Origin of the sequence: Aquimarina sp. MMG015 (assembly GCF_018100855.1) — a bacterium.
GTDB classification, from domain to species: domain Bacteria; phylum Bacteroidota; class Bacteroidia; order Flavobacteriales; family Flavobacteriaceae; genus Aquimarina; species Aquimarina latercula.
In genome coordinates, this window is sequence record NZ_JAGJEB010000002.1 from 24,712 (window position 1) to 48,067 (window position 23,356).

Sequence of the window (23,356 nt, forward strand, 5' to 3'; positions counted from 1 at the left end):
TTTTGTTCTTATTCCAGAATAGTAAGCTTCGGTTTGTTGTAAGTTGGTTATGCTTTTCTTTCTAAATCACTCATTACGTCTACAAGTGCAGCAACACTTTCTATATTCATAGCATTGTACATACTTGCTCTATATCCTCCAACACTTCTATGTCCATTAACACCATTGATACCCGCTTCTTTCCACATTGCATCAAAGGTTTCTTTTAGGTCTTCATCAACTAAAGAAAAGGTTGCATTCATTGTAGATCTATCTTCTTTTTCTGCAAATCCTTTAAAAAGAGGATTTAGCTCTATTTCAGAATAGATAAGTTTTGCTTTTTTCTCGTTTTCTTCTTCAATGGCAGCTATTCCACCAAGTTTTTTTAGCCATCTAAGGGTAAGCATAGATGTATATACAGGGAAAACAGGAGGTGTATTAAACATACTGCTTTTACTAATATGTACACTGTAGTCTAACATTGATGGGATTTGTCTTTCTATTTTGCCAAGAATATCTTCCTTAATAACAACCAACGTCGTTCCTGCAGGCCCCATGTTTTTTTGAGCTCCAGCATAAATTAGACTAAACTTAGAAAAATCCAATTGTCTTGAGAAAATATCACTACTCATATCGCATACAAGTGGTGCATCGGTAGTTGGAAAGTCTTTAATTTGTGTACCAAATATGGTATTGTTACTTGTGCAATGTAAATAATCCAAACCTTCTGGTACTTTGTACCCTTTAGGGATATAATTATAGTTAGCATCTTTAGAGGAAGCAACTTCAATAACTTCACCAAAAATTTTGGCTTCTTTAATGGCTTTATCGCTCCAGCTACCTGTATTGATATATCCTGCTTTAGTTTGTAATAAATTATAAGCAGCCATTAAGAATTGTGTACTCGCTCCACCTTGAAGAAAAAGTACTTTATAGCCTTTACCTTCTAATCCTAATAATTCTAAAGCCAAACTACGGGCTTCTTCCATTACATCTACAAAATCTTTGCTACGATGTGAAATCTCCAAAATGGATAACCCAGAATTGTTAAAGTCTAATACAGCCTGGGATGCTTCTTTGAATACTTCTTGCGGTAAAATACAAGGTCCTGCGCTAAAGTTGTGCTTTTTCATCAGTGATTTTATTGTTTTTATTATTTACTTTTCTTATTGTTTTCTGGCTCCTTAAACCAGTAAGAAAAAACACCACAAAGGTGCTAATAATCTAAAACAAAATCATTATCAATATGATAAAATATTTATTGAATTTTTGTTAAAAATTCAATAACATCAATGTTATCTGCATAATCTGACAGAGAAGGGTGTTGAGTAGTGCCAAAATCAATACTTTCTTCTGAAAAATCATCACTTACAATACATTGAATAGCTTCTTTATCCTTTTCAAACTTTTGGATTAGCTCTTCTTTATTATTATAAGTTTCGTAGAATAAAGTGGCAATAGGAGAACCATAACTGGTATCTTCCTTTAGCATTAGAAAACCATTTTCTAGTAGCTTAAAACTGCTCATTAAATACACCGCTTTATTATAATCATAATTATTGGCATACTTAGCACCATTAATGATATCATTATGAGCATAAATGGATTTAAAAAATAGATCGAAATCATAACCTTTAGGAACCATAAGTTTGGATACACTGCGACAACCTAATCCATAATATCTAAATATATCGTTTCCTAATGCTGCCAATTGTTCTTTGGATTCGTTACCGGTTAAAACAGCTACAGAATTTCTGTTTTTGCGAATTATATTGGGTTTATTTCCAAAATAATGTTCAAAATAACGAGCAGTGTTATTGCTTCCTGTAGCAATGATGGCGTCAAAACCAGTGAGTTTTTCGGTGGTAAAAGAAATTTTATTCTTAAACTTAGGTGCTATGGAGATTAGGTAAGAAGCTAAATATGGAAGTAATTGATTATCATTAGAAGATTGTTTAACTAATACGTTATGGCCGCTGATTAATACTGAAATAAAATCGTGAAATCCAACTAAAGGAATATTACCAGCCATAATTATTCCAATTGTTTTCGATTCTATTTGATCTAATGAATAAGAAGATAACCATTGTTCTAGGTTATGTTTTGTAAGTGTTTTACTCCATTGCGATAGTGAAAACACTATGTTTTCTTCTGTAAACCAGCCATTATGATGTTTGGCAGATTCTATTTTTTGCGTCATTCCATCAAAAAAATCTTCATTATTTTTGATGTTGTTAATCTTCTCATAACCAGTATTTTTGAATTGACTTAAGAACTTGCCTAATTCAGAAAATGCGGTGATTCGGTCATTTAATAACATTTCTAATTTGTTTATCACTAGTTTACGAGTTATTTTTGTGTTGCAAATTTAGAATAAAAAAGAGCTATGGCAATTATAATAACGGATGAATGTATAAACTGTGGTGCGTGTGAACCAGAATGTCCAAACACTGCAATTTATGAAGGAGCAGATGATTGGAGATATGCCGACGGTACAGATTTAGAAGGTGATGTCGTACTTCCTGGAGGAAAAGCAGTTAACTCAGAAGAGGCGCAAGAGCCTGTGAGCGATGAAATATATTATATAGTTCCAGATAAATGTACGGAGTGTAAAGGTTTTCATGAAGAACCTCAATGTGCGGCTGTGTGTCCGGTAGATTGTTGTGTTCCAGATGAAGATATAGTAGAAACCGAAGAGTTTTTATTGCAGAAACAGGCATTTATGCACAAAGAATAATAGATTAACGATCTTATATAGTTATAAACCTGTCGGTATCGACAGGTTTTTTTATGCTTGTTTTTTAAATTTTAGTATTTTCGTCAAGAATTTAACCTCAAATCTAAACATGAAATTATGAAAAAATTAATATTCTTTATTTTACTTGTTGCTATTTCGGCTACTTCATTTGGACAATATCGTTGGGAAGTTTCTGGTGGTTTAACAAGTTCTAGTATAAATATTGAAAATGCAGATAGTAATCGTGGTACAGGATTTTATTTTAATGCAGGATATGGCTATGTGATGGGAGTTCGAGCTAAAACTAGTATAGTTTTCTCAATTGATGTTCTGCAAAGAAATAGTGAAATCGTTTCAAATATCCCTACAGTTTTACCAGCTGATTTAAAGATTTTACAAGTAGGTTTTAATCCTAAATTTAGATATTTATTTGGTAGAGGAAAGGATCGCTTTAGACCTTTTATCAATGTAGGTCCTTCTTTTAGAATAAACACTAATGTAGAATTAGGAGATATTGATTTGGAATCCGATCAGTATGAGCAACTAGTAATTGGTGGAGTTTATGGAGTAGGTTTTTCGCAAATGATAGGAGAGATGTTTGATATCTTTTTTGAAGCAGGTGCAATGAATGATTTCACAGATAATTTAGTTGATATTGATAGTAAGTTTTTCGATATTTATGCAAGAGTAGGTGTTCGTTTTAGGATATATGATGCTCGACGATAAAAGATAAGTCAATTAAGAATAAAATATTAGGATCCTGCTTCGGCAGGATTTTTTTATGCAATTCATTTTAATTTTTTGTAAATTAGTTACTTACAAGCATTTTTTAAAGAATACTAATATGCCAAATTGGGGATACATAGCAATTATTATTCTTGCATTTTATATTATTGCTAGCGTTGCTTTATACTATTTGCAAGAATATTTTATTTTCAAACCAGAGAAATTAGATAAAGATTTTGAATTTTATTATAACAACCAAGTTGTAGAAGAGTATAATCTAGAAACTAGAGATGGCGCTATTATAAATGGACTTCATTTTAAGGTAGAAAACCCTAAGGGTGTGGTGCTCTATCTTAAAGGAAATTCTAAAAGTATAAAGGGTTGGGGTAAGTTTGCTGTTGATTTTACAAGACACGGATATGATGTATGTATGTTAGATTACCGTGGATTTGGTAAAAGTACAGGAAGGCGTTCTTTTAAAGCGATAAAACGTGACCTTCAGTTCGTTTATAATACATTAAAAGAAAAAGTAGACGAAAAGTATATAATACTCTATGGACGATCCATGGGATCTGGTTTTGCTACTAAATTAGCATCAATAAACAATCCTAAAATGTTAATACTGGATGCGCCATATTATAGTTTGAGTAAGGTAGCGGCTAAGTTTATTCCGTTTATGCCAGTTTCCTTAATAATGAGGTATCCAATACCCACTTATAAATGGTTAAAGTATGTGAATTGCCCTATTCATATAATTCACGGGACTCACGATAAATTAATTCCTTTTAAATCCAGTATAAAGTTATCAAAAGTAAAACCTAAATTAACTCGTCTTTATACCGTAATTGGAGGAGGTCATAAGAATCTCAATAATTTTGAATCCTATCATAAAATGCTAGGAGAAATTATCAATTCTAAAATGAGAAAAATTAATTTATCTAATACTAGCATCGGTGTAAAACACTCCTCAAAAAAAGTAAATGTCCAAGCTTAAAAAAGGAATGATTTGGATATTGATTGTATATTTTATGGGATTAGGACTATTATATTTACTTCAACATAAAATTATTTTTCAACCAGAAAAGCTTCCAATAGATTTTATATATCAATTTAATCATTCTTTTGAAGAGTTTTTTTTAGAAACTACGGATGGAGAAAAGTTAAATGCGCTTCATTTTAAATGTAAAGATCCCAAAGGAGTTATATTATACTTTCATGGTAATAAAGGGAACTTATCCAGATGGGGAAAAATAGCTTCCTTTTTCGTAAATAAACAATATGATGTTGTTGTAATGGATTATAGAAGTTATGGTAAAAGTACAGGGAATATAACAGAAGAAAGTTCGTTATATGACGATGCTCAATTATTTTATGAGTATGTTTTAAGTAAATACAAAGAGAGTCAAGTGATCGTATATGGGAGATCTTTAGGAACTGGTATTGCAACCAAAGTTTCTTCTTTAAATAATCCTTCTAAATTAATACTAGAGACTCCATTTAATTCCATGGAAGATGTTACATCACATTGGTTACCGATTTTTCCAGTAAAGAATATTTTGAAATATAAGTTCCCATCTAATACGTTTATAGAAAATGTAAAGTGTCCTATTACAATTTATCACGGTACCGATGATGGAGTAGTTCCCTATGCATCCGGTCAAAAATTATTCAGAAGTATTTTAACTTCAAAAAAGAAAATGATAACTATTGAAGGCGGTTCTCATAATGATTTAATTAAATTTGATAAGTATATTAACACTATAGGCGATGTGTTAAAAACAAATTCGCTTTACTCTAATTAATTAGAATAAAGCGAATTATAATTTTTAAACTAAAAATTTGTTCTAGAATTTATAATTTAAAGATAGATTTATCATAGTTCCCAATTGACTAAAGTGATAACCATCATATGACATTTGAGAGTATCTACCATTAAATGTTATTAGATTAAATGCAGTTTTTGTAGCATCGGCATCATTAAGAACGGCAGTACCAGTAGGAGTAAGCGCTTTAAACTCCCATTCTGGTAATATATCTAGAACATTGTTAATGTTTAACGCCAATGTTATTTTATCGGTTGCGTTGTAGTTTATTCCGAGGTCAGTAACGACTTTGGTCATAAATTCTACTCCAAGATCAGACCCTCCATCGCTATCAGCAGCATCTCCCCCTACCAGTCCTTCTAGATCTTGTAATCCTTGATTTCTAAATTTTGTAGGTCCAAATAATGTGTTGTTTAATGAGAACCCGAACTTACCAATATCGTAGTTGGCACCCAGAATAGCTTTAAACTCAGGCCTAGAAGTGAAAAATAATGCTTCTTGAGTATCATTTACTACTGATTGTCCTGCATCTGCAACTAACTGAGGGTTATTTACAGCTCCATCTCTTTCATTTTGAATTGTATAATTACCAGATAGACTAAAACCAAGTTTACCAGGCCCCAGCACGATGTTTCTGTAATTGGCTACCAAATCAATTCCTGATGTTCTTGTATCAATAGCATTGACAAAGAAACTTACGTCTGATAAATTATTAGCTGTTAGTACGTCATCTAAAGGTGTATCACCTGCTGCAGTAGCACCGATTTCTGTACTTAGCACAATTCTATCTTCTACTTTAATATTATAATAATCTAAGGTGAAATTAAAGTCTTTACTAATCTTAGCACCAACACCTATTGTAAAGTTTGTAGATTTTTCTGCATCTAATTGTGGAATTGATAGGAATTGTGCCTGAGGAGAAACGTTATTAATTAATCCTCCTACTTGTATACCTTGACCAGGAATAAATGAAAATTGAGCTCGTTGAGTATATATCTGATGTAAAGTTGGAGCTCTAAATCCTGTAGATAAAGAAGCTCTAACAGTCAGTTTATCTTCTAAAAATTTATAGCGACTGCTTATTTTCCATACAAAAGCTTCACCAAAATCACTATAATCTTCTAATCGAATAGTACCATTTACTAAAAAATCTTCTGTAATATCTGCAGAAATATCAAAATAACCTCCAAAGTTATAACGATTAAATTTTCCAGAGTTTTCTGGTCTATTACCAGCAAAAGAATCTGCACCACCTCCGTCATAAGAAGCAAGATCACCTTCTATAATTTCAAAAGTTTCTGTTCTAAATTCAGCTCCAAAACCAATACTTATTTCATCGGTAATGAGTTTTGCTATATCTATGTTTCCAACACTATGTGTAAATTTTGTACCTCCAGGATCAAAGGAAATAGGACTGTTTTCACGATATAATTCTGATCCTTCTGTTAGTTCTCCCGGGTCTACTACACCATTATCATTTGCGTCAATCCAAGTAGATGGCGATAATACGGAATTACGATTGTGAGAGTTATTTACGGTATAATCCTGAGAGTTTCCTCCAGTGGTGTAACTAAGGTCATAATTCCATCCATTTTTTTTGGTTTTAAAACCAATGGTAGCGTTATAATCATTTAAGTCTCCTTCAAAAGTAGGAACATATCCGATATATTCTCCGTTAGGACCATTTGGAAAAAAATCAGCTAAATAAGGAAAATCGGCTTCTGTACGCCAATATGGAGTTCTATAGTTAGCAAAACTATTTACTTTCTTGTATACGTAAGCAGCATTCATATATATATGAGTGTTTTCACTAATATCGTACCCTCCATTTACTAAAAATTTTGCAGCTGCCGTTTCAGGAGATCCATTAATGTTACCGGCATCTGGGAAAAGATCTAGAAATGCTTGTACATCTGCGATATCCGCTCCAAAATCTGTTGCCTCTCCTTGTGCATCTACTGTTCCTGGACGGTTTGCTAAACTAACTTTAGAAAAATCTACTGTATAATTAAAGAAACCTTTGTCTTCTCCTATAGTAGATCCATTATTAACACTTATGCCAATTGTTTCTCCATCACCTTCAGAAGTAATACCAGTTCGTAAGGTCGCCGAACCATCTTTGTAACTATCTTTTAAAATAATATTCATTACCCCAGCAATCGCATCAGATCCGTATTGAGCAGAGGCTCCATCTCTTAAGATTTCTACTCTTTTAATAGCATCCGTAGGAATAGCTGAAATATCAGAGCCTGTTTCACCTCTACCAGGAGAAGTTTGTGTATAAAGTAATGCACTGAGATTCTTACGTTTTCCGTTAATAAGAATTAATGTTCTACTAGGTCCCATATTTCGAATTTCATATGGATCCAATAGGGAAGTAGCATCATTTACAGGGGTTTGTACAGTGTTAAATGATGGTATTTTGTATTGCAGTGCTTTATCAAATGTAATTTGACCAGTAGAAGCTAATTCTTTTGCTGGCAATACGTCAACAGGTAACGAAGAAGTAGTATTACTTCTTGGTAAAGACCTAGTTCCTACTAAAATAACTTCATCAAGCTCAGAGCCGCTAGAAAGAGTAACGTTAATAATCGATTGAGCATTAATTGTAACTTGTTTACTTTCGAATCCTACAAAACTAAAAACTAGCGTTCCATTTGGATCTGCTTCGATACTATAGGCTCCTTCAAAATCGGTAATACTACCATTATTGGTTCCTTTTTCGAGAATATTGACACCAGGTAGTGGAGAACCTTGGCTATCTGTAACAGTTCCAGTGATTGTGTTTTGAGCATGGGTCATAGAAATAAATAAGCCCAACAAAATGAGTGTGAGTTTTTTCATGTAAATAATTATTAAATTGGTTTAAAAATAAAGATAGTAATAAATCAATATTAACAAAGGGTAGAGCGTATTATTAAACCTTTTTTTTAGAGGGAGATTTTCTCTTTCTACTTGTCTGGATTATGCTAAAATGATAAAACGTTGTTTTTTTAAGATTTGTTTAGAATAAATGACAGTTTTTGGGTGGTTTATTTTTTAATTTTGGTTTTTTTTATCTGTTAATAAAAACAGATAAAAATTAATGGTACGTAGATTATTCCTTTTCAAGAAATTTATGTATTGAATATTTTGATTACAATACTATGATTATAGAAGAAGAATATGTTTAAATATTTGGGGAAACGAAAAAGGAGTCAAAAAACAATGACGTTGATGTCACATAATTTTCGACTCCTTTTGTTGTGATCGAGAATAAACTTTAAACTGTTTAGAAGCTAAAATCTAATCTAGCATAATAATAAGCTCCACCAAATCCCATTTGTACGGAATCCCAATATCCACCAGCTTCGGTTTCTCCATCATTTTGTTGATCAGGATATTCGTTAGTGATATTGTTACCTCCAATGGTTAGTTTTAATTGGTCTGATAACTTATAACCTAAGGTAAGATCAGCGGTTATTTTTGCTCCATATTCATCTTCTGTGTCTACAAAATCTACGAGAGTGATATCACTAAAACGAGTCAAACCAAGACCAGCATTAAATTTTTCTGTATTGTAATTAAGGTTTAATGCAAATTTACTTCTTGGAGCAGAGGCCAGTAAAAATGCTTGTTCTCTTTTTCCAAAGAAAATATCAGTATCTAAATTAGTATTTACAGCTGTGATATACATATTGTTTACATTTCCAGCTAATAGTGCAGATAATGTTCCAAAATCATAATTCCCTTTCCAGGAGAGTACAAGATCCATACCTACAGTTTCTGTATCGACTCCATTAGCAAAAAATTGAGCTTCATTAACATTATCAATTTCTGTAGCTTCAAAAGTTCCAGTAAGAACAATACGATCTTTTATGTCTATGTAATACCCATCTACTGTAGCAGAAAAATCTCCTAGTGTAGCTGTTAAACCAAGGGAGGCGTTTAAAGAAGTTTCTTCTTTTAATCTGTCAATACCGAAAGAAGCGGTAACTTGGCTATTGTTAGGAGCTAACAATGTTTCTGTCGCAATACCACCTTGGAAATCAGTAAACCTAAGATTATAATAGATTTGTGCTAATGATGGAGCTCTAAACCCTGTACTTACAGAACCTCTAATATTAATATTATCAGAAGCTTTAATTCGTAATGCTAATTTTCCATTTATAGTGCTTCCAAAATCACTATAATTTTCGAATCTTGCTGCACCAGCTAAAAGAAACACATCCGTAATATCTAATTCTGCGTCTGCATATAAAGATAAATTAGATCTGGATCTGTCTACTTCGTTAGCAGGACTATATCCTGGAAACCCCTGTGAGCCTCCTGGTCTTAATTCTCCACTATCAGGATCTATAGGTTGTGTTTGCGTTGCCGGATCGGTAATTGCTAATCCATTTATGTCATAAGTAGCATATGAACCTTCTTCTCCTGCAAAGATGACGAAGTTTTCAGTTCTGTATTCTGCTCCAAATGCAAGGTTTAAACCTTGAGCCATTTTTGGATAATACTTAGAAAAGTCTAAGTTAATAGTGTTTTGACTTAAGCTGTGCCCTCCTGCATCAAATTCTGTAGGCGAATTTTCTTCTAATGAAGCATTTAATGTACCTTCTATGAAATAGTGAAAATTGTTTTTACCCCAAGTATTACTTAGATCAATTTTCCAACCGTTGTCTGTTACAGTTCGTACTCCAGCAGAAATTGAATTATCAATAATGTTAGAAGTTATTCTTGGAGTAAAACCATTAGGATAAATTTCAGTTACCACGCGTTCGCCTCCATTACGAGTAAACGCAAAAGCATCTGTATCTCGATAGTTTCTTCCTCCAAAAGCATATAGTTCTGTTTTTTCTGAAAGGGGAACATTAGCATTTACAAAAAGATTAAAACCATCAATGGCAGCTTCTCCAAATCCTCTTCTAAAATCAAATCCAGGTCTAAGCGTTTTATTTTTACTTAAATATTCTGTGGTAAAATTGACGTATCCTTTTTCTCCAATACCAACACCGTAATTAGCAGTTACTTTAACAGAACCACCATCAAAACTTTTATCATCGGCGATTCTATTCCCATCATTCTCAGTGTCCAAACGATTCCCGTCTGTATTTGGCGTACCATTAGGAAAATCTCCTTTAGCATTTGTGTTATAAGCTCCGTAACTAATACTACCACTTAGTTTATCAATATTATCCTTTAGTACAATGTTTATAACACCTGCAATTGCATCAGAACCATATTGCGCCGCGGCGCCATCACGTAAAATTTCAATTCGTTTTATTGAGGTAGCAGGAATTGTATTAAGGTCCGTTCCAGAATTTCCACGACCTCTAGTTCCAAAAATGTTGATTAAAGAAGAGCTATGTCTTCTTTTTCCATTGATTAAGACTAAAGTTTGATCTGGACCTAGACCTCTTAAACTAGCAGGATCAATGTGATCTGCACCGTCAGAACCAGATTGCTTATTCGCATTAAAAGAAGGAGCAGAGTATTGTAATAGTTCATTAATTTCTATTTTACCACTTTTAGTTACAATATCTTGCATATCAATAATATCAACAGCCACAGGAGTATCCGTTGCTGTGCGTTTCGGGCTTCTAGAACCTACAACGATAATAGTATTAAGGGCTTCACCCTCTAATAAGGTAATATCTATTTTATCGGTTGTGCCTACAGTAATTTCCTGAGTTTGAAAACCGACAAAACTAAATACTAAAATTGCATTTTCATTTACTGCTATGGTATATTTTCCATCGTCATCAGTTATAGTTCCTTTATCCGAACCTTTTTCAGTGATATTAACAAATGGAATAGGGGATCCTGATGTATCAGTTACTGTTCCTGTAATAATTTGTTGACTAAAAGTTAAGCTTGTAAATAAGCTGAATAAAATGAGTGCGAGTTTTTTCATGTGAATATATTTATTGGTTTAGCAATTAAAGATATTCAATTAATCTAGATTTTATGCCTAGCCATCGTATTTATTATAAGTTGAGTTTTGGTATCTAGTTTTATTGATAATATTCTATTTTAAAGATTTTTTTAAAGTGGTATCTACTGCAGAACATTATAGAATTAGAACAAAGTTGATTACCATAAGATGTAAACGAATACTATTTAATTGGCTACGAATTCTATTTTTTAGTACTCGTTTAGGTTGTACGGTTAAAACTTTAATTAAGTACTTGTTAAATTCACTCTGGAAAAATTTAATTGGATTTTAAATTTAAACACCTCATTTACAATTTATTAAAATAGCTTCTTGATCATTTTGTTAAATTTAACAAAGTATGTATGAGTTTGTTAATCTTTTAATAATTAGGTGTTTTTTCCCCGTTTAATTTATAAAAGCGTTTGTGCGTTTGGTGTAAATTATTATCATTGCACAAAAATTGGTCGACCAATTTTTTAATTGGTCTACCATTTTAAATTTAACCTATAACTTTTAACAAGCGTAAGCATTAAAAACAATCATTAACAATGAAAAAAACATTAATTATTAGAAAAGAAACTCCCCTTTTGTTTTCTATTTCAGCTTTTATTTTAATACTATTCATTTCAGTGACAAGCTGTACAAATGAAGAGATTAGTGATGAACTATTAGAAACTATAAAAGGAGATTCAGAAGTTAGGATTTCTATACCAATTCAAAACCCTGGATTTGAACTTGGAGAAGTTAATTGGGGAGATCCAGACTATTATGCGATCTCAAGCGATGAAAATTCGGGGTCTAAATCAGGTAAAGTATCTAATTCTTCTGGTAAAATAGAGCAAACGGTTGATGTTAGTAGAAATACGGATTATGTTCTGAAAGCTTGGGTAAAAGGAAATGGAGAACTTTCTGTAGCAGGACAGTCAAATGATTTTGATACAAATGATTTTGAAGAGATTACTATCACCTTTAATAGTGGTAATGCTTCTTTAGTAACTATACTAGGAACCAGAAATAGTGGAGATGTTAGATTTGATGACTTCAGTCTTAATAGTACTTTGATAGAAGGACCAACTGCTCCAGGTCAGATAATACCAATTAGTGTTTCTGCGAATGGAAATCAAACTGGATATGGGCCTGAAAATACAGTAGATGGTGAAATTGAAAACACAGAATCACGGTGGTCATCTAATGGCTATACAGGTAAGTATATTACATATGATCTAGGTACGGTAAAAACTGTGTCAAGTTTAAAAATTGCTTGGTTTAAAGGTGATGAAAGAGAAGCTTATTTTAAAATTAGAGTTGGTAACTCTACTTCTTCATTAAGCACAGTATTTGATGCAAAAACTAGTGGAAGTAGCGGAACGACAGAAGGATTAGAAATTTTTGATTTTGACGATGTGGAGGCAAGGTTTGTAAGAATATCTAGTTTTGGTAATTCTAAAAACAGTTGGAATAGTATTGTAGAAACCGAAATTTATGGTAACGAGGACGATAATAGTGATACAACACCTCCAGGACCAGTTTCAGGATTAAGTGCAATACCTGGAAATGGTTCTGTTGCTTTAAATTGGAATAATCCTGGAGATTCTGATTTTAATAATGTGCGAATTACATATGATGGAGGAGAGGTAACTTCTTTTGGAGAAAGTGTGACTATTAATGATTTGGTTAATGGTACTTCTTATTCATTTAATGCAGTGACAGTGGATAATTCGGGCAATGTTTCCGCTAGTAGAGTTGTTAATGCAACACCACAAGGTCCACCTCCGCCACCGGGAGGAAGTGCAGCAAATATTATAGGTCCTGGATGGAAGTTAAATGGATTTACAGGCTCTTTGAATATTGGTAGTAATGATAACGGATTAGATTATGCAGATAATGCAAGTAAAGATGAAAGTCATTTCTTTTTCGAAAAGGATGGATTTGCAGCATTTAAATGTTACCCAGGGAATCCTACATCTGGAGGATCAAGTAACTCTAGATCCGAATTGAGAGAGGTTATTAATGGAGGAGACGGGTATTGGAATGGTAATACCAATACAGAACACTCTATGAAATGGAGATTTAAAGTAGAAAATTTACCACCTTCTGGGAAGTTGGCTTTTGGTCAAATTCATGAGAGAGATGATTTTTATGATGATGTAATCAGAGTTCAGGTGCAAGGAGATGGTGGACAAAGCTCTGGAAAAGTAGATTTAAGAATATTAGGGTACGTAACTGAGAAGGTTGAAGATCGTGAGGGAAGAACAATTGATTTTGATATGCAATTAGATACAGAGTACTTTTTTGAACTAACCATGAGTAATGGTGTTGTTACTTTATATAATCTTGATAATAATGGTAATAGAATAGAGGAGCTGTTTCAATCTATAGATATAGGTAATGCTAATGAAAATTACTTTAAAGCTGGTTGTTATTTACAATCAACAAGTAGTAGTCATGAAAGCTCTGATGTTTATGGTCAGGTATTGATTAAAGATTTAGAGGTATCTCCAGATAATTAATTTGTTTTAAAATAAAGTGTATAGGACCGCTTAATAATTAGGCGGTCTTTTTTATATATATGATGCTGTTATAATCATATAGTTCATTCGTAATTTTCCATGGCTTATCGAATTGGTTTAAAAACATTTATGTTAATATTTGGTTTTAAAAGATGTGAATTCAATCTTATTTAGGTTAAAATATTAACAATATTGATAATAAATTATAAATATTTTACGAAAACGTTTGAGTTATGTAATTAAATTCTTACTATTGTGATAACTAAATTGGTTGACCAATTTTATTATTGGTACACCAAATATTTAACACAAATATTATGAATAATTCAAAACAAACAATTATGAAAACTTTTCGTAGAAAAAAAAGTGCATCTGGTTTGCATTTTTTTACTAAAATTTTCTTGGCCTTTACTTTAGTATTGGTTGGAATTTCTTGTGAAAATGAAGAATTTATTGATTCTGAGGATTCTATTATTAATGATCAAACTCTCGAAGCAAAGGCTACACCTGTTGTTGGAAAAATCTACACTATTAAAAACTTAAAAAGTGGCCGTACATTAGATATTGCAGCTGGAAGTAACAATAATGGTGCAAATCTTCAAGTATGGGGAACAGATGCTAACACCAGTGCTACCCATAGACAGTGGCAAATACTTTCTGTTGGTAATGGTTACGTACGTTTAAAAGGGGTAGATAGTGGTAAATCATTAGAGGTTTCTGGAGGCAATAATTCTAACGGAGCTAATGTTCAGCAATGGGCTTATCAAGGAACAACACATCAACAGTGGCAAATACTTTCTGTGGGGAATGGATATTTTAGATTAAAAAATAGAGATAGTGGAAAAAGTTTACGAGTAGGAGGGACATCTAATGGAAGTAATGCAGATCAATGGGCTTATAGCGGATGGGATAGTCAAAAATGGTTTTTTACCGAAGTAGGAGGTACTATTAATCCACCTCCACCACCAACAGGTGGAACTGCATCTAGTATTATTGGTAGTGGTTGGAAATTAAATGGTTTTAGTGGAAATCTAAGTGTTGGGAGTAATGATAATGGGTTAAACTATGCTGATAATGCAAGTAAAAATGAAAGTCATTTCTTTTTCGAAAAGGATGGGTTTGCTGCCTTTAGATGTTACCCAGGAAATCCTACATCAGGAGGATCTAGTAACCCTAGATCTGAGTTAAGAGAAATAATTAATGGTGGAGATGGGTATTGGAATGGTAATACTAATACGGAACACTCTATGAAATGGAGATTTAAGATTGAAGATTTACCACCTTCTGGTAAATTAGCATTTGGTCAAATCCATGAGAGAGATGATTCTTACGATGATGTTATTAGAGTTCAGGTGCAAGGAAGTAGTGGACAAAACTCAGGATCTGTTGATTTAAGAATATTAGGGTATGTTACTGAAGAGATAGAAGGAAGTGGAAGAACCATTAATTTTAATATGCAAATGGATACTGAATACTATTTTGAGTTAACTATGAGTAATGGAGTTGTGAGACTGTATAACTTAAATAATAGTGGTAATAGAATAGCAGAATTGTTTGAGTCTGTAGATATAGGTAATGCTAATGAGAACTACTTTAAAGCAGGTTGTTATTTACAATCAACTAGTAGTAGCCATGAGAATTCTAATGTATACGGTCAGGTATTGATTAGAGATTTACAGGTATCTCCTGACAATTAATATAAATTGATTTGATAGTTTTAAAGAGCCGCTTAATTTAGTTAAGCGGTTCTTTTATTTTAAATATAGTCAAGAGCATATATTAGTTTTCTGTTAGAATTTTAGCTTTTTTTTGAAATCGTATAAACAATTATCTTTTTAACCTAAATCAAGAAAAAAACAACACTATTTTAATTTATAGGTGAGGGTAATAACAGAATCCTTAACGGTATCATAGGTTTCTAGAACTAGATTTTTTGCCTCATCAAAATGTCCTAAACAATTATCTTTAATACCACTGTTTATTATATAATATCCATTAGAAAGTAGTTTCGCTTTGGATATTTTTTCTCCTTGCTCGTCAATAAGTGTTAATATATAACCAGTGCCATCAGGAACACTACTATATATTCTCTCATTAGAGGTAGTTCCAGCATTTTTCACAGAAACTTTTTGAGGTTTATAAACTGCCGTTCTATTAGTTTCGTCATCTTCTTCATCTGGATTAAGTGTAACCTCACTCTTTTTGGTAATCACTTGTTGTTGTTTAATTACTTTTTCTTCTCCATTAGCACCTTTAATCCTAATAATTTTTGTCACTACTTCTTCAGAAGAATTCTCTTTAGGTTTAGTTTCTGTCGATTTTTCTTCTTCATTATTATTTTCTTCTTCTTTAGATTGACCATATGTTATAAAGCCAGAAAGGAATAGAATTATTACAATAATGTTGTTAAATGTTTTCATAGGTTTATCTATTTGGTATTGTAAAATTACAAAAATGTAAGGAGAACATTTTGTATAGTTATATATTATGAAGGATTCAACGATATACATTGATTACTAATATTTATTTTAATTATAGAATCTCTTTAACTAGTATTTGTATACTATGCGTTAATACCGTTATCTTTGCACTCTCAAAAATTCAAGCAAATATCATATTTGCTATTATGTTATATTAATATGAAAGCAGGAATAGTTGGATTACCAAACGTAGGAAAATCAACACTTTTTAATTGTTTATCCAATGCGAAAGCGCAAAGTGCGAACTTTCCATTTTGTACAATAGAACCTAATATAGGTGTTGTTAATGTGCCTGATCCAAGATTGGAAAAACTCGAAGAACTGGTAAACCCTGAGCGTGTTATACCTGCTACTGTAGAAATTGTTGATATTGCTGGATTAGTAAAAGGAGCTAGTAAAGGAGAAGGTTTAGGAAATCAGTTTTTAGGAAATATAAGAGAAACTGATGCAATTATCCATGTACTACGTTGTTTTGATAATGACAATATTGTTCATGTTGATGGTTCAATAGACCCTATTCGTGATAAGGAAACTATAGATATAGAATTACAATTAAAAGATTTAGAAACTCTCGAAAAGAAATTAGATAAGATAAAGAGAGCCGCTAAAACTGGTAATAAAGAAGCACAGAAAGAAGAAGCAATATTATTAAAGTTAAAAGATGGTTTGGAGGCAGGATCTTCTGTTAGAGCTATTGAAGTTTCTGAAGATGACCACGCAGAGTTTGTAAAACCATTACAGTTTATAACTGATAAACCAGTATTATATGTATGTAATGTAGACGAAAGTGCTGCGGTTAATGGTAATGATCACGTAAAACGAGTAAAGGAAGCTGTATCAACAGAAAATGCTGAAGTAATTATTCTTGCTGTCGGAACAGAAGCGGATATCACGGAGCTTGACGATTATGAAGAAAGGCAAATGTTTCTTCAGGATATGGGGTTAGAAGAACCAGGGTCATCAGTATTAATAAGAGCTGCTTATAAATTATTAAATCAACAAACATACTTTACGGCTGGTGTAAAAGAAGTAAGAGCTTGGACAATTCCAATTGGTGCTACAGCTCCGCAAGCGGCTGGTGTTATTCATACAGATTTTGAGAAAGGATTTATTCGAGCAGAAGTTATTAAATATGATGATTATGTTTCTTTTGGAAGTGAATCTAAAGTAAAAGAAGCTGGAAAATTAGGAGTAGAAGGGAAAGGATATATTGTGAATGATGGAGATGTAATGCACTTCTTATTTAATGTATAAAATATTTAGATACTATTTTTATAGAAAAACCTCTTGAAAACTTTCAGGAGGTTTTTTGTTGGACATCGTAATTTTGCTAGATGTGTGTAATACCTGCAAGAGATATTGTGATTAATTTTACCGAATGCAAAAATCTAAACAAATCTCATTAGGTATAATACTAGCTATTATTGGTGTTGTGTTATTTTCTGCAAAAGCAGTCATGGTAAAAATGGCTTATAAATATCAGGTGACTTCGGAACATTTGTTGTTGTTTAGGATGTCATTCTCTCTTCCGGTTTATATAATTATAGCACAGTTTAATAAACCCTCTTCTCTAGAAAAGATCAAAAAGAAAGATTATTTGTGGATTGTGTTTTTTGGTTTTATTGGATATTATTTAGCTAGTTATTTTGATTTTCTTGGATTACAATATATTAAAGCAGGGTTAGAACGGATAATTTTATTTGTATATCCAACTTTAGTGCTAGTAATTTCTAGAATATTTCTAAAACATAAAATAACGAAACAACAATTAGTTGCTATACTAATTACATATATAGGAGTATTAATTACATTTTGGCAAGAACTTCAGTTAGATACTCCGAACCTTCTTTCGGGAGTATCTCTAATTTTTTTAAGTGCACTTACGTATGCTATTTATTTGGTGGGTAGTGGCTGGTTAATTCCAAAGTTTGGAGTAGTTGTTTTTACCTCTTATGCCATGATTATATCTTCTTTATGTATTATTTCTCAATATCTAATTTTTGATAGAAGTGATATTTTAAGCTATTCTTTGGAGGTATATGTGCTTAGTGTTTTAATGGCTTTTTTTTCTACAATAATTCCATCATATCTTATTTCTTGGGCAATCGCCCGTTTAGGAGCTTCTAATGTTGCAATTATAGGTAGTTTGGGGCCTGTATCAACAATATTATTAGCATTTTTTATTTTAGAAGAAAGTTTATCTGTACTTCAAATAATAGGAGCAGGGATTGTAATTTTTGGGATTTATATTACTACAAGAAAAAAGTGAAAACCATCGGTCATTTATTTGTTTATTTTAATATTGAAACAATAAATCAGTACATATTGTACTTTTTTTAGTAAATTAACATAGGATATTAATCACTTTTGTTGGTAAATTATAGCTTAATTTAGTATCTCTGCTAGTTAATCAAAACTGCATATTTTGAGGAAAAAATTATTATTTGTATATCTAATATTCTCTATTCCACTTCTGATTTATGGTCAGCAAGAATCCAGGTTCCCTGTTAATGATAGTTTACAATATTTAATTGAAACATCGAATAATTTAACATTCGAGTACAAGGTTAAAGAATCATTAGAATATGCTATTAAAGCCGTTAATTATGCTCATGAATTAGATGATGATCATTATAAAGCGGAAGCATATTATTTAATGGCATATAATTATCAAATATTAGTTGATTATAAGAATGCGGAACAATATTACAGAAAGTCACTAAAGTATGCTGAAAAAGCAAATGATTCATTATTGATTTTATGGAATAATAATGGTTTAGGAAATGTGTATTCTGATGGTTATAAAGAATTAGAAAACTCATTGATTTATTATAATAATGCTACAGAATTAGGGAAACTTCTCAATAATTCTGAAGAGTATATGACTCCTATAATTAATTTAGCTTGGACCTATGTGGATGCAAAAGAATATGATAAAGCAATTCCTTATTTAGAAGAAGCCCAAAAATTAGTTGTAGAAAATAAAGATGTAGAAGGATATTGCGAGGTGTATTATCTAAAAGGAAAATTAGCGCTAGGTCAAGATAATCTGGAAGAAGCTGAAGAGTTTTTCCAAGAATCCCTCCGAATAGCTGAAAGACATAATATGTTATTAGAGCTATCTTATATTTATGAAGCTAGAGCAGAAATGTATGAAAAGCAGAGTAAATTAGGAGAAGCTTATAAAGATATTAAACGTTATCAAGAGTATAAAGATAAGGTTTATAATAAGGAAACCTTGAAGCAAATAGAAGTCGCAAGAGTTAGTTTTAGTGTTGATGAGTATGAGCGTGAATTAGAAATAGCAAAAACGGAAAGAGAATACCAAGCCAAAATGGCTAAAAACAATAGAACTATTAATATCATTTCCGTTGCGGGATTGATATTTTTATTCGCAACTGCGTTCTTTCTGTATATAGGTTATAGATCAAAGAAAAAATTAAATGACGTATTAAAAGATAAAAATGTAGAGCTTGTAGAGGCAAAAGCCGAGGCGGAAAAGCTTACTCAGGTTAAATCTCAGTTTATATCTACAGTAAGTCATGAACTAAGAACACCACTTTATGGGGTAGTAGGAATTACCTCCTTATTGCTTGAAGATGAAGATGTATTGGAAAAACATCAACAACTATTAGGTTCATTAAAGTTTTCAGGAGACTATCTTTTAAACCTGATAAACAATGTGTTGCAAATTAGTAAAATAGAATCTAATAAGGTAAGATTAGCAAAAACTCCAACAAATTTATTTAAACTTTCTCAAAACTTGCTCAATTCATTTGAGTATCAAGCTAAAAGTAAAGATAACCAACTTATTTTAGAGGTGCCGAATGATTTGCCAAGTTCGCTTAATGTTGATTCGCTTAGGTTATCAGAAATTTTGATTAATCTTATAGGAAATGCATCAAAATTTACGGAGAATGGAAAAATATGGCTTAGAATTAAAATATTAAGTAAAGAAAATAACACAATACAGATTAGATACGAAGTAGAGGATAGTGGTGTTGGAATCCCAGAAGATAAAAAGGACTTTGTGTTTGAGAAATTTTCTCAAGTAGATAGAGAATCAAATAATTTAGAAGGAACTGGTTTAGGACTTTCTATTGTAAAAAACTTATTACAAATGATGGACAGTAATGTCTATCTAGAAAGTAATGAGGGTAGAGGTACAAAATTCCATTTTGATTTACAGCTAGAGATTTTAGAAGATGGAGAGGATCAATCTCCTAGTGATCGAAACAAAGGAGCTACTAATGTATACCGAAGAATTTTAGTAGCAGAGGATAATAAGATTAATCAAATAGTTACTAAGAACTTATTAAGTCTAATAGGATACGATTGTGTTATAGTAGAGAATGGATTTAATGCTATACAAATGGTTAAAAAGGAGGATTTTGACCTCATTTTAATGGATCTTAATATGCCATATCTTAATGGTAGTGAAGCAACCAAAAGAATTAGAGAGTTTGATCAAACAACACCTATAATTGCGCTAACAGCTGCAGAGTTGGGAGAAGTACAAGAAGAGTGTTTGGCAATAGGAATGAATGATATCATCAATAAGCCATTAAATAAAAATGATCTTAGAGATATCATTTCTAAAAATCTAATCCCTTAGTCTTTAAAGGTAAATGCTGCCAGAAAAAAGAAATTTCTCTGACAGCATTATAAATAATTAGTTGGTTCCTTCTGGAATTTCTATTTTTTTATTTTTTACATATTTTTCAAGCCATTGATCTTGTTCCCATAAAAGATGTAAGATGGATTCCTTCGCTCTGTATCCATGACTTTCTTTAGGTAACATTATAAGTCTTGCAGTAGCTCCTAATCCTTTTAGAGCATTAAAATAGCGCTCACTTTGTAATGGATACGTTCCAGAGTTATTATCCGCTTTTCCGTGTATAAGAAGAAGAGGAGTCTTCATCTTATCAGCGTGCATAAACGGCGACATTGTATTATAAACTTCGGGAGCTTCCCAATAACTTCTTTCTTCACTTTGAAATCCAAAAGGTGTTAGTGTTCTATTATACGCACCGCTTCTAGCAATACCAGCAGCAAAAAGGTTAGAATGTGATAATAGGTTAGCTGTCATAAAAGCTCCATATGAATGTCCACCTACAGCCACGCGATTTCGATCAATAAGCCCTAAGTTATCTACTGCATCAATTGCCGCTTTTGCATTAGCGACTAATTGTTTTCTAAAAGAATCATTAGGTTCTTCATCACCTTCTCCTACAATAGGGAACGAAGCGTCATCTAAAACAACATAACCTCTGGTAACCCAATACACCATAGAGCCCCACCAAGGATAAGTAAATTCGTTGGGGTTAGAAGTTGATTGTGAAGCACTTTTTTTGTCTTTAAATTCTTCAGGATATGCCCATAAAATCATTGGCATTTTTTCCTTTTTTGTTTTATCATATCCAATAGGTAAGTACAAGGTACCCGATAATTCTAATCCATCATCTCTTTTATATTTGATAACTTCTTTATGCACACCTTGTAGCGCCGCAAAAGGATTAGCAAAATTAGTAATTTGTTTTACTTGGTCCTTAGCGTTTATATTTCTTATATAATAGTTAGGATATTCACTTGGGGATTCAATTCCTACAAGAAATTCTCCTTTTTCTATATTAGTTGCAAAATAGATGTTTTCTACTTTGTCAGTATATGAGGAAGTATATACCCTCTTAGTAGTGTTACCTTTTATACTAAATTGATCAACAAAAGGAAATTGCCCTTCTTTAGTATAACCATCTCCCATTAAGTATACATTTCCTTTATTAATGTCTACTACAGAACGTCCAAATTCATTTCTAGCAGTTACGAAGTTTCCAGGATCATTATATCTGTCTTGGTAATTTCTATCGTGTATTATTTCTGGTTTTTCAGAAGACTTATTTGGATTAAAAACATAAGTTTTCGTATTTCTAGTATTCCACCAATAATCATAAGCAAAAGCTATGCTTTTGTCAGAACTCCACTGTATTCCACTATATCTATTGATCGTTTTTAGTATTGATTTAGGTGTGTTTTCGAAAGGAGCATCTTGTTCAAAAACTTCATCTCTATATTCAACTTCTACATTTGGGTCACCTTTATCTAAGGCTTCTGCCCAAATTAGAGTAGATGGTTTATCTGTTCTCCAACTAATAGATCTTTTTCCAGTTCTAGTTGCCATAAAACCTTTAGGGCGTACTTCATCAATAGGAACTTTATTAACAGTTTTAAAAACTTCACCAGTACTTTTATAAATAGTAGTTTCTTGAGGAAAACGGTAATAAGGAACTAAATACGAAAAAGGTTTCTTTATTTCAGTGACCATTACATAGTTTCCATCAGGAGAAAAAGAATAATTACGAATCATTCCTGTCTTAGACCAAGATTTTTTAGTACCATCAAGATTTACTTTAAATATTTCTGAAGTTGCTAATTGCTCAAAATTATACTCATCATTTGGATTTTTTAAAAGATCCTGATATGTTCTATTTTGTGCTTTTGTTCCTTCACTAATAGAAATGGTAGGTCCGGAAGGAATTGCTTCATCTACGTTAATTAGATCTTTCTTTTTATTAGGTAGAAACTTTACTAATAAAGAAGAATCGTCCTTAAACCATCTAAACGGAGAACCAATATTAGCATTTAATGTGGCATCTGTTATCTTATTAGCTTTATTATTTTTTATATCTAAAATCCATAATTCAACGCCATTGCCACTTGTATTTGTAAATGCGGCTTTGGTTTGATTAGGGGACCAAGATATATTAGATATTCTAGGCTTAGTTGGCAATCCAGTCACTTGTACAGGCTCTCCATCTATTTTCTTTATTTTAATATTATTATAGTAACTAGTACGGCTAGAAATATTTGTTTTTGGATTAATTCTTAATCCCGCCAAACGCATTTCTTTTTCTGATAATTCTGCGATAGTTTTATATCCATCTCGATATAGAAAAATCATATGTTCTCCTTTCTGATCAATACGTATAGATGGTGCGAGTGGGACATCTACCAAATCTAGGATTTCCTTTACGGGTTTTTGATATTCTAAATTTTCTTGGGCATTTAATACTGAGCCCAAAAACAGTATAATAAAAAATGATTTGATGAAGTTCATAATATATTTTTTGAGTTTTATAAGATATGACAACTCAAAAATAGAGATTTAATTACTGAAATATTAGATTTCAGGT

The 23,356-nt window shown here is 32.1% G+C and carries 15 protein-coding genes; 9 read left to right on the forward strand and 6 right to left on the reverse strand.

Annotated features, from left to right (window positions below; translation table 11 throughout):
- Nucleotides 1-47 precede the first annotated feature (47 nt).
- Both serC and J8L88_RS03445 read right to left on the reverse strand, forming a co-directional pair.
- Nucleotides 48-1,112 (reverse strand): 3-phosphoserine/phosphohydroxythreonine transaminase, encoded by a 1,065-nt coding sequence (serC, locus tag J8L88_RS03440; RefSeq protein WP_211059958.1) that lies wholly within the window; start codon nt 1,110-1,112, stop codon nt 48-50.
- A gap of 125 nt (nt 1,113-1,237) precedes the next feature.
- Entirely contained in the window at nt 1,238-2,299 is a 1,062-nt protein-coding gene (locus tag J8L88_RS03445; RefSeq protein ID WP_211060314.1) for an acyl-CoA reductase, read from the reverse strand.
- A gap of 66 nt (nt 2,300-2,365) precedes the next feature.
- Between J8L88_RS03445 and J8L88_RS03450 the strand changes: the two genes are divergently transcribed.
- From J8L88_RS03450 to J8L88_RS03465, 4 genes are all read left to right on the forward strand, one after another.
- The gene (locus J8L88_RS03450; protein WP_027391726.1) at nt 2,366-2,716 is read left to right on the forward strand and encodes a 4Fe-4S dicluster domain-containing protein; all 351 of its coding nucleotides are present in this window, start codon (nt 2,366-2,368) and stop codon (nt 2,714-2,716) included.
- A 117-nt stretch (nt 2,717-2,833) separates the two neighbouring features.
- Complete coding sequence (locus J8L88_RS03455; protein ID WP_027391725.1) at nt 2,834-3,442, forward strand: outer membrane beta-barrel protein; 609 nt, start codon at nt 2,834-2,836, stop codon at nt 3,440-3,442.
- A 118-nt stretch (nt 3,443-3,560) separates the two neighbouring features.
- Nucleotides 3,561-4,436, forward strand: coding sequence for an alpha/beta hydrolase (locus J8L88_RS03460; protein ID WP_211059959.1), 876 nt, complete (start codon nt 3,561-3,563; stop codon nt 4,434-4,436).
- Nucleotides 4,423-5,244 carry an alpha/beta hydrolase gene (locus J8L88_RS03465; protein WP_211059960.1) on the forward strand — a complete coding sequence of 274 codons (822 nt, stop codon included), beginning with the start codon at nt 4,423-4,425 and terminating at the stop codon, nt 5,242-5,244. The genes J8L88_RS03460 and J8L88_RS03465 overlap by 14 nt, the downstream gene beginning before the upstream one ends.
- 42 nt (nt 5,245-5,286) lie before the next feature.
- Here J8L88_RS03465 and J8L88_RS03470 read toward each other — a convergent pair whose 3' ends face one another.
- A complete protein-coding gene (locus tag J8L88_RS03470; RefSeq protein ID WP_211059961.1) occupies nt 5,287-8,109 on the reverse strand; it encodes a TonB-dependent receptor in 2,823 nt (940 codons plus the stop codon).
- A gap of 427 nt (nt 8,110-8,536) precedes the next feature.
- Nucleotides 8,537-11,155, reverse strand: a complete 2,619-nt coding sequence (locus tag J8L88_RS03475; protein WP_211059962.1) for a TonB-dependent receptor — start codon at nt 11,153-11,155, stop codon at nt 8,537-8,539.
- A gap of 569 nt (nt 11,156-11,724) precedes the next feature.
- Here J8L88_RS03475 and J8L88_RS03480 point away from each other — a divergent pair.
- Nucleotides 11,725-13,686 (forward strand): polysaccharide lyase family 7 protein, encoded by a 1,962-nt coding sequence (locus J8L88_RS03480; protein WP_211059963.1) that lies wholly within the window; start codon nt 11,725-11,727, stop codon nt 13,684-13,686.
- Between the two features lie 341 nt (nt 13,687-14,027).
- A complete protein-coding gene (locus J8L88_RS03485) occupies nt 14,028-15,383 on the forward strand; it encodes an RICIN domain-containing protein (RefSeq protein WP_035084223.1) in 1,356 nt (451 codons plus the stop codon).
- Between the two features lie 165 nt (nt 15,384-15,548).
- On the opposite strand, the gene J8L88_RS03490 is transcribed toward J8L88_RS03485, so the two are convergent.
- Nucleotides 15,549-16,106, reverse strand: coding sequence for a hypothetical protein (locus J8L88_RS03490; RefSeq protein WP_027391718.1), 558 nt, complete (start codon nt 16,104-16,106; stop codon nt 15,549-15,551).
- Between the two features lie 219 nt (nt 16,107-16,325).
- On the opposite strand from J8L88_RS03490, the gene ychF reads away from it, so the two are divergent.
- The 3 genes from ychF (at nt 16,326) to J8L88_RS03505 (ending at nt 20,781) form a co-directional block, all read left to right on the forward strand.
- On the forward strand, nt 16,326-17,420 hold the full coding sequence (gene ychF, locus J8L88_RS03495; protein WP_118385991.1) for a redox-regulated ATPase YchF: 1,095 nt from the start codon (nt 16,326-16,328) through the stop codon (nt 17,418-17,420).
- A 124-nt stretch (nt 17,421-17,544) separates the two neighbouring features.
- Nucleotides 17,545-18,435, forward strand: a complete 891-nt coding sequence (locus J8L88_RS03500; protein ID WP_027391716.1) for a DMT family transporter — start codon at nt 17,545-17,547, stop codon at nt 18,433-18,435.
- Nucleotides 18,436-18,591: 156 nt separating this feature from the next.
- Nucleotides 18,592-20,781: a response regulator gene (locus J8L88_RS03505; RefSeq protein WP_211059964.1), complete on the forward strand. Its 2,190-nt coding sequence runs from the start codon at nt 18,592-18,594 to the stop codon at nt 20,779-20,781.
- A gap of 57 nt (nt 20,782-20,838) precedes the next feature.
- Here the strand turns inward: J8L88_RS03505 and J8L88_RS03510 are convergent, their stop codons facing one another.
- On the reverse strand, nt 20,839-23,280 hold the full coding sequence (locus J8L88_RS03510) for a S9 family peptidase (protein WP_211059965.1): 2,442 nt from the start codon (nt 23,278-23,280) through the stop codon (nt 20,839-20,841).
- Nucleotides 23,281-23,356 lie beyond the last annotated feature (76 nt).